At 60.4% G+C, this 15,861-nt stretch carries 6 protein-coding genes and 1 pseudogene; 2 read left to right on the forward strand and 5 right to left on the reverse strand.

The features are described from left to right. Positions 1-70 precede the first annotated feature (70 nt). Entirely contained in the window at positions 71-796 is a 726-nt protein-coding gene (locus NKK51_RS15760; RefSeq protein ID WP_352553803.1) for a hypothetical protein, read from the reverse strand. A 467-nt stretch (positions 797-1,263) separates the two neighbouring features. Here NKK51_RS15760 and NKK51_RS15765 point away from each other — a divergent pair, with 467 nt between their 5' ends. Then, on the forward strand, positions 1,264-2,070 hold the full coding sequence (locus NKK51_RS15765) for a hypothetical protein (RefSeq protein ID WP_352553804.1): 807 nt from the start codon (positions 1,264-1,266) through the stop codon (positions 2,068-2,070). 6 nt (positions 2,071-2,076) lie between these two features. On the opposite strand, the gene NKK51_RS15770 is transcribed toward NKK51_RS15765, so the two are convergent. The 4 genes and pseudogenes from NKK51_RS15770 to NKK51_RS15785 all read right to left on the reverse strand — a co-directional run bounded on the left by NKK51_RS15770 (position 2,077) and on the right by NKK51_RS15785 (position 14,404). Beyond that, a complete protein-coding gene (locus NKK51_RS15770) occupies positions 2,077-2,940 on the reverse strand; it encodes a hypothetical protein (protein ID WP_352553805.1) in 864 nt (287 codons plus the stop codon). 301 nt (positions 2,941-3,241) lie between these two features. Next, entirely contained in the window at positions 3,242-8,086 is a 4,845-nt protein-coding gene (locus NKK51_RS15775; RefSeq protein ID WP_352553807.1) for an NACHT domain-containing protein, read from the reverse strand. 209 nt (positions 8,087-8,295) lie between these two features. Next, on the reverse strand, positions 8,296-13,431 hold the full coding sequence (locus NKK51_RS15780) for an NACHT domain-containing protein (RefSeq protein WP_352553809.1): 5,136 nt from the start codon (positions 13,429-13,431) through the stop codon (positions 8,296-8,298). A gap of 362 nt (positions 13,432-13,793) precedes the next feature. After that, positions 13,794-14,404 (reverse strand): annotated as a pseudogene (locus NKK51_RS15785) (nucleotidyl transferase AbiEii/AbiGii toxin family protein). On the opposite strand from NKK51_RS15785, the gene NKK51_RS15790 reads away from it, so the two are divergent. Further along, the gene (locus tag NKK51_RS15790) at positions 14,337-15,338 is read left to right on the forward strand and encodes an E2 ligase fold family C protein (RefSeq protein WP_352553811.1); all 1,002 of its coding nucleotides are present in this window, start codon (positions 14,337-14,339) and stop codon (positions 15,336-15,338) included. The pseudogene NKK51_RS15785 and the gene NKK51_RS15790 sit on opposite strands and share 68 nt — an antisense overlap. Positions 15,339-15,861: the final 523 nt, after the last annotated feature.

Below are 15,861 nucleotides of genomic sequence, written 5' to 3' on the forward strand. Positions count from 1 at the left end.
AAGGGCGCCTATTTTGAATGCCAGTGGCCGTGCATCCACAGGTATGACGCTAAGGGCAATATTGGAGCAGCTAAGAGCCCGTCTTGCCAAACGATTTGCCGATAAATTTAGCTAAACCGTCTTTCTCTCCCTTCTCAACACGGGCGTGTCGTTGGGCGTTCGGCAGCAGTGTCATTGTTTCCGGAGACATCCTTTGAAAGAGAGAGTCTACCCACTCTATCTTGCTCAACTCCGGAAGCGGTTGGATTGGAAGGCCATAGACGTAGTGCGCGCCGTCGGCAATGAACCCAATCACCCTGCCACCGCCGCGCCGATTAAGCGACACGATCTGCGGCACGCCGCCAGAAAGTGGATCGCTTTTCTTCTCCAACGCGTCACAAAACGATGAAAAAATCGACCGGGCGGTGCCGCCCTGTGGGCTCGCGTTCCAAGCGTTGATTTCGCGATCCAGCGCGTGGTCGCCGCTTCCAAGTTTAACCAACACGGCGCTTTTCAATGGAACGCCAACTTCGATCTTCTGGTCCGTCCAGGTCCGCCGCCCAGCTTGATAACTGGTTTTCCAAAGGTAAAACGACCCTCTCAGCCCCTCACCATCTCGTGCACCGTGCAAGATGATGAAGTCGTAATCTGGAGCATTATGCCGCCGTTCAAATGACCGTTTCAGATACTCAACAATCTTGTCGTGCCGCATTTCAGCGGTTGCCTGTTGGTCCCAAAGCAGGCTTTGCCCGGCTAAATCTCCGAGTTGACCGAGCACTAAGGTTGGGTACAGAACGTCGCCGCAATAGCCGAACACGTCCGCCGACCGGGACGCAAATACCTTGCGGCCGCTGTCCCACCGGTGAGATTCTGAGCCCCATGTGATCCGGCTATCTCCCACAATGTAAATGCTGCTCGGCCCTCTCGAATCGACCGAAACCCAGGATAATAGTGTTGTCACTTGACTAAGCGCCCCGTTTATCTCCAAAGGATATACTGAATTCGCGAGGCAACTCCCAGACGTTCCACCACTTTTGCGGGGCGTGACGGTCGAGGACCTGTGTCGGCCCGGTCCATACTGGGCCGACACGGCTGGGTAATGGAACGAACCCAGTTTGCGAGCCTGCATGGAAATGCGAAGCCGCACGGCGATTTGACCGTGAACATCCGCGGGCATTGTCCGCCCTGATCGCGCTCGCCGTAGCTGCCTGAACCACAGCCGGGTATTCGTCCGGACACGTTGAGCTTTCCTAGTAGACGTCGGCAAAGAGGAGAATCGGGGGCATGGCGGAAATCGAGTTTTCGGAGCGCGAGCGTCTGAACGCGCTCGTGCTCATCATACACAATGAGCGGCCGCTGGATGCAGCTGAGGTTGCAAACCTCCTGCGCGACCTTAACGCCGACTACAAGCGCGTGACGGGAAGCCGGCTTGTCCTGGCGCGTTTCGAAACCGGCTCGTCCGGCTTCCTGCTCTACGATTATCTCATCCTAGCCGGTGGCGGTGCATCGGCTCTCACCGCCATCACTGTCGCGACCGGCCACATGGCCAAGTTCGTGACGTGGATGAAGGGATTCTTCAAAGGCACGCATGCGGTGCCTCAAAGTCCGCTGATCGAGCTGCCGGATATGTCGAAGGTTGCGAAGGCAGGACTTCGTCTCGCCGACACGGCTATCAAGAACGGTATCGAATTCGATTTCAGCTATGAGGCGGATGCCAAGGCAGGCACCCAGAAAATTGCCTTCAAGGTGACGCCCGCGGAGGCGCTGGAAGCGAAGAGTCGGGAGAAGGCGCGGCAACAGTTGCTTACCGGCCCGGAGACGGTGCGGCGGCTAACTGCTGCCGTTCCACAGGTCCAAATCGAAGACTTCACCAGAAGAGTGATTGCGCACGCCCCGTCTGGCAGCTCGTTCGACCAAATTGAAAACCTGGTCGAGGCTTTCGTGCAGTTCATGAAAGATAACGGCAACGCTTACCAGTTGCCACAGCTAGCGTTGTCATTTGAGATGCAGGGCAGGTCGGACATCGGGCAGATCATACGCCGACATATCGAGGACGGACCGGGCAAAGTGAGCGTCAGCGTAGAAGACTAGGCTCAATCAAGCCTTTGGGGCAGCTGCGGGTTTCACCGCTTCCTTTGCATCAGCGACAGCTGCCCGCTCTTCGGGCGTCGGGAAAATGGTCTGAAGCTCCTCGGGTGGTATCCGCTCTTTGCCCTTATCAAGGATGCCACTGGTACAGATCGTGATGAACCCGACTCCAAACTGCGAGGTGGAGATCATGAAGTCCTCCTTCTCCTTGTACCCGTAACGGTAACCGAACCGCCTGCCGTAATCCTTGATGTTGCCCCGGCCGCCAACCTCTTTTTCAGGCAACATCCTATTCACGTAGTCGGTTAGCTGCGACGCGCGCGGATGGCCGCTGTGAACCGTTGCGGTCCAGATGTAGTGCTTCTTCGTAAGGAACTTGCCGCCCGTTTCCTTGTAGTAGATCGCACACGCCATCTTTCGCCCGATATTGGTGGCCGCCGCAGGAAACTCTGCAGGCACACCAGCCAGCGGCATGTTCGACAAATCGGCGTCCGCTGGCACATGAATCCCCATATCAGCCAGCGCCGCCGCCTTAGCCTGATTGCTGAGCTTGGTGTTCAGGAGCGCGGCCGGATAGTTGTTCTTGATGCCATCCTGCAGTCGCCACATCGACCACAAGTCTTTGGTGAACAGGTCGGGGTTTCCCATCTGCATGTAGTAGCCGAATATCTGGTCCTCCGTTTTGGTCGAGCCGTTGCAGGCCTCACACGCGGGGAACTCAAAACCCTCCGGGAAGAACCCACGCGGGAAGCACGCCTGAGGCGGGATGTGGTCGACCGTGGACGACTTGGTCACGCCTCCACAAAGGCAGCACAGCGGGTTGTCCTCCAGCAGTTGCTGGTAGCGGCTCTTCTTTTGTTTGGCCTGTCCCATTACTTCAGCAGCCCGTGCAGGAGGTCGTTGAGCTGGAAGGTGCCATGTGCAAACCCCTCGGCGAGGCATCGATTTCCGGAATCGAGAGCCGCGCGCGCTTTGCGCGATGAGGCGCTGTTCCGCTTGCTCGAAAGCCCCGCGTCCAACCTTTCCCAGGCCGATGCCGAACGACGGTCAGTCCGACTGAACTATACCCGTTAAAGCATCTCAGGTCTAAGCTTAGCACGGCTCGGTTTCGGATAGGTAGCAGGCGACATCTACCAGGCTAGGGAAGCCCGGATGAAAATGTTTAGCGACCTTGCTAGAGGCCCTTCCGCTGCACAAACAGTGGGACAATCGCAAGCGCAGCGTTCGAACCAGCATCGGCTATAATGGCCAATATGCGCCGCATCTCGGATTTGTCGCTGGCCGCATGATCGGCCAACGGCTTCGCGAGCGCTGCGGCGCGGTCGCCAAGATCTTCATATCGCCAGAATTTCGGATCGCGGCCATGCGCCTCGACAAGACGGGCGAGCCATCGCGTATAGGTGGAAGCCCGCTCGTCCAACGACATGCGTTCGACCACACGCAATGATAACCACGCCGCTCGGCGGAGATGAAGCGTCGATTGCTGCCAGGTGTCGATCCATTCCAGAAGATCTGTGAGATGTAGCCAACCGGGCGGAATTGGAGTCGACCAAGGGCCTACGAACCCTGCAGCCTCCACGCAATCGTCGAGTGAATCATAATTGGTTTGCCGAGATGGGACGGCCGTCGCCATGACCCATTCCGCCGCGGGCTTCCATGCGGACCAGAAGCGTGCGTCGGGCCTCCGCTCGCTGACCATTAGTTCGTGGGCGATCGCCTCCATGTAGTTGCCAACGAGTTCCCGGGCGTGATCTCCTTCTTCAAAGCGGGTCAGACTGTTCCAGATCGCCCCATCGCCGTGGAAGGCCGCAAAGCGCCCCACCTCGCGCGCCATCTTGTGCGCCCACTCGAAGGGATAGCGGCGGTCGTGCTGCCGCGACTCCTCGCCTTCCGAATAGTCCCGAGTCCATTCGACGAGACCCTTCAAATAGGCCGCGAAAGCGTCGCGCCCCGTTGTCTCGCTTGTAAGGCGACGCCAGTCGAGACGGGTTAGAATTTCCGCGACGCGTCCCCAGTCGAGCACGACAGGTGAGATCAGCCGAATGCGGCGCGGCGGATGATACCATTTGCGACCGCGTATCCACTGAAACCGATAGGGTGGCGGCGGAAGCTCTGGAACTCGGTTTGTCGGACATGGCTTTGCAGCACGTTTGATAATCTTCAATCGCCTTCTCGCCATGCGTCTCGCAGCCTTTTCCTCGCTGCCCTGAAACCAGAAATGGCCAATGTCGATCACGCACACATCCAGCGCTGCAAAGGTCACCCGGCGCGCAAGGTCCGGGTTTGCGTCCCAGAGAAGTCCATCGAGCACCGCCTTTTGAATGCCGTGCAGCCGATCAACGGCAAGTTCGAGGACGCGCTGCTCGATGGCGTCGTTGCGTTGGCGGCATGCATAGGCGGTGAGCCCCCATGCGCCAATATCTTGCGCATCGAAGCTGAGCAGCGCCTCATCAACAGTAAAGCGTTCTTCTGCGAGTGATCGCCGAATTCCGCAACCCGCCACAAGCCGCTCGCGCACCCATTCGAGCCTTGCATCGAGAAACGCCATATCGGCCGTTGCCGCGACAACGGCTGCGGCGCCAACAATGGCGAAGGAGGTCATTCTCCGGGCCAGCCCGAATCCGTCATCATTGGCGTCTTCGGGCGGTTCGGCCATCACTTGATCAGCTAGTTCGATAGCCTCTTCGAGGGTCAAGCTTTCCTCGATACCATCTTTCTTGCGCGAGTGGACTGCCCACATCGCCAACCGATTTACCTGTCCCATTCTGCGGCGGTTTTCTTCTGCAGCCTCGATAATCTTGAGCTGCTCGGCCGGAGGACTGATATGGGCTTCGATACGCTGCTCGGTCTGATTGTAACTGATCTCGACCTGATCCCGGTCGCTATCGGAGAGGATGCGGGCAAACCGCTCTTTGTTCGCCGCCACCCAGGATGAATCGGCAAGCTGTCGTTCGTCTTCGGCGAGATCCTCCAAACTCCACGCGCCGCGCAACGCGTCGAACTCGGCTTGGGCGTCCTCGCCCGCCTTGAGGCGGAATGGAAGCATCAACGTGTGCGACATCGGTGACTGCGCCTTATGTCGCTCGAAGATCGCCTCGACCTGATCGAAGTGGTGGTCACGCTCGGAGAAACTGTAGCTTATGCGATGCGTCGGTTGTTGGTCGTCGATATGCTTCCGAATGTCGTAGTTCCAGAACCGCGGCGTCCCGAGAAATGGCGCAGCGTGATCAATCGCACCCGGGGTATTCACATGCGCTTTGAGGATCGAAATACACACACCCGCCGTTGCCACCAGGCCGTTGGGCTGAAGAGCAAGCTTAATAAGGTCGCCGACATCCCGTCCATTGGATGCTTGCCGATACATCCATTCATCGAGCGCGAGATGCATCGAACCCAGGATGTTTGATCCGAGTACGGCTCGGGACCAGCGGTAAACGGTCTCGTCACCCCAGAGAGCGATGGTGTGCCCATCGATCTTGAGCATCAGCGCAAGTGGTTGTTCGCCGTCGCGGCAGCGGGCGTACCAGCGCCAAAAGACCGAGGCCCGCCGTTCGATTTGATGGAAAAGATCCAGCGCCAACACTTCGTCGGCCTCAAACAACTCAAGGAAACCTGCGCGTGAAGGGCCAGGCGGGTAGCAACTCTGACCGTCAGGGAGCCCAGCGCTATGAGCATCGGAAAAACTAAATAGCTCACGCCCGAGGATCGACTGATCGTTACGCGAGCGGCGTCGCGGCGGCAGATAGTGGCAGGCGGAAAGCTTGGCCCACGTGGCTGGAAACCTACCAGGAAGGAAACCAGGGGATTTCAGCAACTTGCGTCGCGGGCTGCCGAGGCGCCGATCATTAGCCAGACGCGCGAGATAGGCTTCGACACCGCGTGCGTCCGACTCAGCGCAGAATATTAGGGCCTCCCGAAGTTTCTCTTCGATTAGCTTCCAAGCGTCGCGGTCCGGCAAATCGATCCCGAAAGGCTCACGTCTATCGCTCCAACCGAGCAAGTGACGGCATTCCTCGATCTCATCGAGCCAAGGGCGGACGATCTGTCCTATGGCCTGGCTATGGGCGTTCGGGATGTTGAGCGTTGCTCGGCAGAAAACACGCGCAGTCTCGGTAAGCTGAGGAATAAGACTCTTCGGCCAATTGGACCATTTCGGCAGCGACCAACGTAGAAAGGGAACCCAGCTTCGCCACACCGGCTGCTTGCCATAGCTTGCGATCGCGTAGCGTTGGCTTTCGCTAAAATGGGCAAGGCGCGGCGAGTGTAGGAGCGTTTCGTCTAGCCGAGTCTCGGATACGAGGAGCGTGTCAAGAAGACGGCGGATCAGCCGGAAGTCATCGGCTTCGAGGGCGGAACCGAGGTCGTCAAGGATTGCGCTAGAGGCTTCGGTATGGAGCGGCGCGACGAGCCAGGCCCGAGCCCAGGCAGGATCCATTGAGGTGTCGGCTTCGAGTGCCGCATACACTTCGCGCCAACGGACATAGTGGCCTTGCTCGAGACACAATTGTCCGAGGAGCCTCACCGCTCGAAGCCACCACAATGGCTCGCCGCTGTCGCGCAAACGTTCGCTAAGCCGGTCGCAATCGGGCAGCAGACCACGGGCGATGAGCCAATCCTCATGTACGTCAAAAGCAAGCGTGATTGCGTCGGCACGAGGGTCTGAAACCAGCGTGCCTTCGCTTATGAGGCAGAGCGCTCCTTCCGGATCGAAAACGGAGCTCCCAGGCGCGCGCGTCGGATTTTCGACAAGCCACCGCCCCATCTGCGACAGAGCCTTGGTCCGGCAAGCGGTTAGGCGGGCATCATTCTGATCTGCATTAGCCCATTTTCCTGCTAAATCCATTTCGGTGATACGCCCCTCGGGCGGTACGTCGAGCTTTAAAAGCTCGCGAAGAAGAAAGAGCCGCCGGTTCTGCTGAGCAAGATCATTCCGTCTGAGTAAAGATGCAAAGGCCGGGAACGCTTCCGCGACTGCTTCACAATCCTCCTTGTCTATCGCATCGACCGGAAGGCTCGCCGACTTGCTGATCCCCGCGTCATCGAGCGCAGCGAGCACCAGGTCCCGGTCTTGATATGCGCGAGCGGAAGTAATCATCCGCCAATTGCCGGCATCCAGATAACGTGCCGCGAGCGCCAGCAGGTCGGTCACGACCCCGCGCCGCTCCGAGAGCAGGAGTCGGTCGGCCCCGTCGATCAGGACCAGCAGATTGCCACCGCGCCCAAGGCGCTCGAACAGCTTTGTAGATGTCTCGCCGATCCCGAGTTGCACCAGATATTCGGCGAGCGAGCTTGCCCGAACCCTATTGTCTTTCAGAACAAAAAGCGGACCCTGATGTTCAAGTGCCAGGCGCTTCAGGATAGCCGACTTGCCACCTCCGCCCTCACCGGTGACGCGGACGATATTATGCTCAGCAAGGTAGACCGACGCGCGCGCAACGAGATCCGACCGGGGCAGCTGGAGACTTTCACTGCCGCGGCGCAGGCGGTCCTCGATTGACCCCAAGGCGGCCTCAGCGGCCTCGGCAACACGCTCGAGATCGGCGGCGCCTGCCGCAAGTTCAGGGTAAAATTGGCGGATGACCGATGGATGCTTTGCCAGCAAGGCTTTGAGAGCACCCCAGCCAAGAATATCTACCTCGAACTTGCCGACGGCAACCCGAGCCGCGGAGACAGTGCGGGCGTGCTCCTGGAGATCCGCATCGACCTCGGCAGTCGTCGCAAAATACCATTTCCCGAGGGGTGGTGCGAACGCCTCTGCTTTGGCGAGCTCGATATCGAACTCGGCCTTAGTTGGCTTTCCGCCAAAGCCCTGGTCCTTGCCTTTGCACTGAACACCGAAGTATCTACCCGGCTTCCATTCGGGCGAGCCGTATACGTCGACGCCGTGCTGCGGTTGGCCGATCCGGCCGTTCTTCTGCGCGGTTGGATCCCTCCATACTTCCGCGAACAAGGCGCAAGACAGGTCCTCGAAGGTTTGCCACTTGCTTGGCGCATTGATCTGTGAGTCGAGAATATCCACGAGCCCAGCCTTGGCACACCGAAAGATAGTCAGCAATTATGCGGGCGGAGCAATATCTACCCAGCGCAAGATATTTCACTTCCATTTTCACATTGGCTGGCGCGAAAGCTAATCTGCAATCCGAGTCACCCTCCGCTGGCCGAGGTGTTTGAGCCGATGCTTGATGCTCTGCGATTTCGCCTTGCGCGCCGATCGCGTAGGAGGACCTCTCAGCTTCTCCCATCCAGATGCGCGACCGATGCCTGTGGGGCGCCCGCCGCCGCTTCCACCCGCAACTCCAGCTCATGCGCCTCGGCGACGCCAACCCCGATCAGATTGCCCAGCGCGCGGTCGATCCGGCCCCGCGCGGGATGCGCCGGGACCAGCAGGCTCGGTTGTTCGGCGAACGCGGCGTCGAGCCATCGCACGACGCGACCACCGATGCCAGCGGTGATCCACAGGCCCGCCGCGCGGGTGCGGTCGAACCAGGCCTCCACGGCATCGAGGACAAAGTCGAGGTGTCGCGCCCGCGGCGCAACAAGGAGCAGCTTCATAGTGCAAAGCGCCACGAACACCGTCGGGCCGCCCCTCAGCAGAGGGCGCATTGTGGCTAGCAGCGGGTCGACACGGTCGAAGAGTAATGGTGGAAGATAGCTGTGCGTCCCGTTGAACGGATCGTAGGTATTGAGGAGCATCTTCGCGATGATGCCGCCACTTTCGATGTCGATCCGCGAGCTGGCCGGATCGCCGGCATATTCCCACCGCTTGAGCGCGATCACCCGCTCCACCAGCTTGGCGCGCAGATCGGCAGGCCGAGAGGCGGGGCGTTGGGGATCATTAAAATAGAGCGCGTCGGCCGCATGCATGACCGCCTGCGCAACGTCGCCGAAGGGCTCGTCGGGCAAGTCGGTCACAAGCTTCAGATCGGTATCGAATGACGCGGGCGTGCCGTCGAGTAGTCGCTCGGCGAACAGCGCATAATAGTGCAGGTTCCAGTCGTGGGGATCGCGGTCGATCTCGATATCAACCGACAGCCCTAATCCGTTCATTCGCGCGGTCCAGTCGGCATAGCCCGCGACCACCTCCTGCCGCCAGCCGATCGATCCCTTAGGTGCGGCCTGGATCATCGCCAGCCACTGCACCGCAGCCGAGCTGTCGACGTGGACGATCTCGATCGCCTCGTCTTCGTCTGTCGGTGTGACTGGTCCAGGAACGCGGATGCGCGAGCCGCGGCGCAGATGTGGACGCTCCCTGGGCCAAATCGGCCATGCAGGTTCGGCGCCGCCATCCAGCCACGCGATCTCGGCCGCGACCGCGGCATCGATTGTCGCGGCCCGCTCTACCTCGAAACGCGCATGCTCGGCGTCCTCCTCCTCCTGAAAGCTCTTCCAGCGCCAAGTCATGCTTGAGAAGGCTACGCGCATCGCCGCTTTGAAGAGCCTGGGCTCGATCTCGAGGATCCGCGCAAGGCAGCCGGAAAAGGCCGGCGAGGCGCTGCGGTCCTTGCGTGTCGCGAGCCGGATCAGCGCATCTCGGTCCGCGTTGCTCCCCTTGCGCTCCCAGAGATGAATCAGTGCAAGCGTCGCGATCGCCGGCCGGTTGAAGCGCAGCGTATCCTGAGAACCACCTCCGCGATCGGACTGCTCTTCCAACGCGATTGAGATGACCTGGCGAACCCATTTCTCGTGCGTCGCGAGCAGATCGTCATCCCCGTCGCGTGCTACGAGCAAGGCAGTCGTGATCAGCCTTGTCGAGCGCGATTTGAGAGCATCGGTATCAGTGTCGTCGGGGAGATCGCCCTCTGCATACTCGACCGCATCGCGTGCCGTTGAAGCAGTGGCGTTTTCGCCTTCTCCGGCCATAGCCAAACTGATGCGCGCCTCGAGTTCGCTCGATCGGACAAACTCACCCCGCATCTGCTCCGTCGCTGCGAGATGAGCGGCCTCGTCCGCCGGCGATTGATAGGCCAACTTCCCGCCCCCGATGTCTGTCCAGTTCGACCGCTGGAGCATGTTGTTGGCAACGCGTGCGATGAACCGTGCATCTCCCCAGTTCGAACAAGGCTCATAGGGGTCCAGGTTCTCGACTGCAGCGCTCATCTGCTCACGCAGACGGTTCGCAATGGTGTCGTCGCCCATATAATTCGGGACGATCTCAAACAAGGACGCACCCCGTGACGGGCGGGCTTTCAAGTCGGCCAGTTTGACCTTTCCATCCGGCTCTTTCCCGATAGGGAAATCGATTCCCGAACCGATATGATCATGGGTCTGACGCGCACGGTCGGCAGCCAGCAGCTCCGGGGCCGCGATAAAAGGAGCGAGAACATCACGGCCTACACCGAAATGCGACAGCAGCACGTCGATTGCGACCAGCAGATAGGCTGCACAGCTGCCCTCGGGTCCAAGGATGTCGGTGAGCACTTCATCGACGGGGACACCGTCGTCGAGGCGCTGCTGGCTCCACGCCTCGAGGGCCTTCAGTCCAGAGGCCGCCGAATATTCGTGGCTCTGATCGCGAGACCACAAGTAGCTCGAAGCCCAGGGAAAGAAGCGCGGGCCATGGCCGAGATCGACGGTGTAGCCGTCGTCTTCCGACACAAGCCCGTTGGCGTTGAACGCAATCGCTTCCGCGACCAGCGACCGAATCAGTCTCAACCCTTCGGTCGCACCGGACTCCAACAGATCGAGGAATGGCGGCTGCGCTGGCGAAGCCGGCAGATAGTCGCTGTCGGCGAAGCTGAAGGCTCGGCCCATCGAGCGGTCACCACGGCTGCGCCGATCCCGCTTCTCAATGAGGCTCGACAGCACGAGGTCCGCAAGCTCGGCCGGCGCAACCGGCGCAATTATCTTGGAAAATGGCCGGATCGCCTTGACCTTGTAGCTGTCCCTCTCGGCGCCGATCTCCCTTAAATAGGTCTTCAGTTGATCGGGCGCGAATTCGCCAAGCAAGACCGCAATCAGGCGCAACTGCTCTATCGTGCTACGCGACGCGTCGCTCGCCGCCCGGCCGAGGCTTCGCTCTCCGGGGATCGTCACCTCGGCGTCGCGAACATCAAGCTGACGCAGCCAGCCGAACAGCATGATGGCCGTCTGCTCGGCGAACGGTCGAAGGTGCTTGAGGAAATAGACCTGTATTTGGACCAGCTCGACCGCCGCGCCGATCGCCGACATTGGAATCTCGGCAGCGTGCGCCACCACCCAGCGCAGGACCAGAACTGCCGACCCGGTAATACTTGTACGATACGAGCGCGGCAGATTGACCTTAGAGCCGTCCGGCATCGTCATCAAGTCGGCCGTCGCCACGGTCTCGGCCGCCGCGATCGCCGTGCACAATTCGCTAAGGAGAGCTGCGCCGTCTGCCAATAGACCAGCGCTGCACTTTTCGAGCAATTCGAAGCCGGCCTCCGACCGCGGCAAAGCGAGGATGGCTTGGCGCCGCCATGATCCGTGCGCCCCTCTCGGAGACAGATGAGCGATTAGATCGGTCCAGGCGCCGCAATCTGCCCCCATCTCGAGCGTGAGACGGGCGGCGAACTCGATTCCGCGCGCCACACGCGTCGATACGGGCACACTCAGATCGAGTGCGGCCAGACGGCTCGGATTCTCTGCGATGTAGTTGCCGATCGCCCAGTCGCGCAGCACGTCGTGATAGAAATCTAGCCGGTCGCGGCGCACTTCCTTGAGCGTCAGTGCCTCAAGCAGATGCGACCGAGCAGAAGAATCCTCGGTCAGCTCGGTCCCGTCTTCTCCCTTTATGGCACTCGCCGCGAGCGTTGCCAGCAGGCGCTGCGCTGCGCGCACCTCGGCAGCCGCCGCGCCGTCCGCTCTCTTCCACCACAGATCGGCCATTGCTGCTTCGGTGCGAACCTCGGTCGCGCTCGGCACCTTCAGCAACCGGGATAGCCGATAGAGATTGCGAGCAAGGCCGGCGGCCGGATGTTGGGGCGCAAGCAGCAGCCGAAGATCCGGCGCCTGATTAACGAGGATCGTGACTTCATCGTCCGACAAGGGGCCGACGAGTACCGGCTGCGCGCCGCCCAGGGCGGCAACGATCTCTTCGTCGAGCCAAGGTTCGACATCGACATGGCCGGCAGTGCGCGTGGTTGCGATTACCGTGAAACCCGGGATCGTGCTAGCCGCGCGCATGAGCTCGTTGATGGTGCGTTGGCGGCCCCGATCGTCGAACATATCGATGCCGTCGATGAACAGCATCGCGCCGCCGCTCGCGGCCAGATCGGTCAGGAACTCGACCGCCGAACCCGGAATATCGAGCGCGTTGGAGAACGGCAGCCAGCCGCCTGCCGGCGTCGAATCGCGGTCAAGCACGATGATCGGCGCTTGGCGCGCCACGCGCTCGGCGACGTGGCGAAGCACCCAGGATTTGCCGACACCGGAATCGCCACGGATTTTGATGAACCGATGCGCTTCGGACGCGTCATCCACCGCAGCGACAGCTTCCAACCGCGGCAAGGTCACACCCGCCACGCTCGTCCCGATATGGGCAAGCGTATTCTGCGCGAGCTCGGCGAGCCTGGCGCGTGCCGGCCCATAATCGCGGTCGCCGGCAAGCCGGAACGCTGCCTCGGCGAGATCGGCCCTGAGGCTATCTCGATCAATTCTACCACCAGTGGTTCCGGTCTTGATCGACAGATCGATCAGCCGGCTCCATAGCGCCTCGGCACGGTCGACATCCTCGTCTGCCAGCGCCACCCGCGCGAGTGCTTGACTATACGTTCGGGCGATCGGCGCTGTCGCTTCGAAATCGAACTCGAGAATGAGCATTCGCCGCAAAAGCGACCAGATCGCCTGGTTATCGTCAGCGATGCCGCCGTCGATCAAATGCCTGCGTGTCGTCGCCACGAAGTCGCGCATGTCCTTACTCGCGACGCCCTTGGCGTGGATCCGGTTGAAGAACGCTGTCGCGCTGTCCGCCGTTTGCGCCCATCTGAGCACATCCTGATATGCGCCAGAAATCTTGCGGCTGGTCCGCTGAGTCGCGATGCCAAGAAGATGCCGGTCTTCCGGGACAGAGCCCGCCACGCTCCGCGCGATTTGTGACGCGACATCCTGATAGACACTATCGCCGGGCGAGAAGGTGATATCCCGCTTCGACTGGATTTCGAGGATGAAGTCGCCCGCCGATCCCGCGCCCGAGACTATCAGGTCATCGAGCTTGAACCCTTGCTCCGTGCCCTGGAACCGAACGCTGACGACCCGGGTGTCGGGCAAGCCTGGTGCCCGATTGCCCGTCAGCAGCGCGAGCAAATACAGCGCGCCGAGCTCACCTTCAATATAGGCACCGGCAGGCCCCCGCGATGCCGGGCTAGAACCGCGCGCGATTTCGGGGCTGGGCTCCTTTTCCACCATTGAGATGATTTGCAGGGAGTCGTCCTTGCGATCAAGTGGGCACAACACTTTGTTCTAGCTCGCCTGAACGGACGGCAGGTTCTGGGTTCGTTGAGAACAGCTGGGAACGGCAGGGATATGGCGCAAAGCGGTCGTTGGCGAAGTAAAAAGGTCGAGGACTGTTCCTGTCGCCGTAACGCCGCCGCCAGTGCCGGCCGATTGTCCCGATTGGGACAACGGGCCCTGTATTCGGCCGTAACGCTGCTCAGGCTTGAATTACTCGTCGGGCTTCTGCAGAACGGGCGACGAGGCATTGATGGTTTCTTGAAATTTCCGGAGACGCGAAACGACTTCATCGAACGACAGTGGCTTTTCATCGAACATCATCGGCGGCATGCCACGGTTGTCGGAGCGCAGGTCCGCAGTCGCATTTCGGACGGCACGAGCTGAAGCGTCCCGGGCCGCACCGTCTCGTAGCTCGCCCAGCTAGAGCGGAAAAAGACCGCCTTGTGCTTGGCTACCTGTTCGAGCAGCTCAAAGTCCAAGGCCGCACCCTTCCCATCTTCGGTGTCGAGCAGCATCGCTATATCGTAGTAATGCCGCGAGAGATATTGCGGCGTCGGCGTTTCCTCGGGCCTGTGCGCCTCGGCATGGAGGGCGGTTATCTTTCCCATAAAGTCCGCCGAACCGACAACACGGTCACTGTGGAATCCGGATCCTCGAAGAAATCTGGAAAATCTTCCGCCGCATAGGAACGGGTCGTCTTCTGTTCGGTAGATGGGTCGCCACGGGCGCCGAACTCGAGCTTAACCCGCCGAGTGATGTAGGCCATGCCTTCGTACTCTTCCGCGGCTAGCGCGGTCGGATAATGAAAGTTGATCGTCTGTAGATCGCCTGCGTCGATCTTAAGGGACCATTCGCCCTTCGTGGGCTCGCCGAGATGTCCGCCGATTGCGGCGCGTAGCGCCGGCAGCAGCTTCTCTGCGACGTGCATTTCGACATCGCCGACGAGCTCCTCGACAAGCCTGTGTGCCGAGGGCCAGGCGACGCGTGACCTTACGGTCAGGTTGCTTGCCAGACTGTATCCGGTTCTGGCCATAGTCCCCCTGGATATGGTCGCGAGCTCTCAAGCCCAAGCGCTCGAGCGCTTGGCAAAGTCGATCAATCCAAAATTCAGCATCCGGCGTTCCGGCAAGTATGCGACGGTCTGTGTAGCTGCAGGCGCGGTGCACCCATCACTTCGGTGCCCAACGTTTTTCATGGGATCGCAGGGTTGGGCGGCAAAGCTGTCGCGTACGGACCCGGTGGGCTCTGGCTCGAGCTTGCTGCCTTATGGAGCTGGCGCCGCAAGCTGCTTCGCCGCGGCCAACGTCTTTCGAACCATCTTTGCTTCCCAGCTGACCGGCGCCGAGCTGGACGAGAACATCGACCTCTCTTTATGCACCTACAACAAGAGCAACGCCGGCGATTCCAGCCCCTTAAACTTCCCTGTCGACCTTGGCGAAACGCACCTCGTTGGGCTCGGCGCGATAGGCCATGGCTCGCTCTGGGCGCTGGCGAGGCAATCCGGTCTGTCGGGGCGCCTGCATGTAGTTGATCACGAAGCTATCGAACTCTCAAACCTGCAGCGCTACGTGTTGGCAGGTCAGGCGGTGGTCGGCCTCTCTAAGGCGGCCCTCGCAACCAACGCCCTTCGGTCCACCGCCCTTGAAGTCGAGGCGCACCCTATGAAGTGGGCAGAATATGTTGCGCGCCGGGGCGACTGGGTATTCGACCGAGTGGGTGTGGCGCTTGACACCGCCGCCGACCGTCTAGCTGTCCAAGGTGCTCTGCCCCGATGGATCGCGAACGCCTGGACTCAGGAGCAAGATCTAGGCATCTCGCGGCATGGTTTCGATGGCGGCCAGGCTTGCCTTTGCTGCATGTAAATGCCGACCGGGAAATCCAAGGACGAACACCAACCGGTCGCGGAGGAACTCGGAATGCCGGAAGCACACGATGAGGTAAAAAGCTCCTGCAGACCAATACCGGAGTCCCCAATGAGTTCGTAGCTCGGGTGGCTACGGCGATGGCTGTGCCGTTTGAGCCGCTCGCCGCGTTTGTTGGCCAGCCCCTCCGTTCCTTTTATCAGCAGGCTATCTGCGGCGGTCTGGTGTTCCAGCTTAGCGATGGAAGTCGTCTCGTTCGAACCGTGGTTCCGATGGCCTTTCAAGCAGCGCTTGCCGGGATCATGCTTGCCACAGACCTGGTCAAGCATAGTGCGGGTTTTCCGATAGTCCGATAACCAGCACTCGCGTGAATCTACTGCGCCCCCTTGGTTCTCACCTCCATGATCCGAAAGCCAAAGATTCCAGCGGCCGCTGCATCTGCAGCGACGAGGATTTCATTTCCGCCTACAGGCTGAAATACGGCTGTGCCGTTGAACAGCTGAGCAACGGGTCCGCCTAAAAA

Origin of the sequence: Mesorhizobium sp. M0011 (genome assembly GCF_040324155.1) — a bacterium.
In the GTDB taxonomy this organism is placed as follows: domain Bacteria; phylum Pseudomonadota; class Alphaproteobacteria; order Rhizobiales; family Rhizobiaceae; genus Mesorhizobium.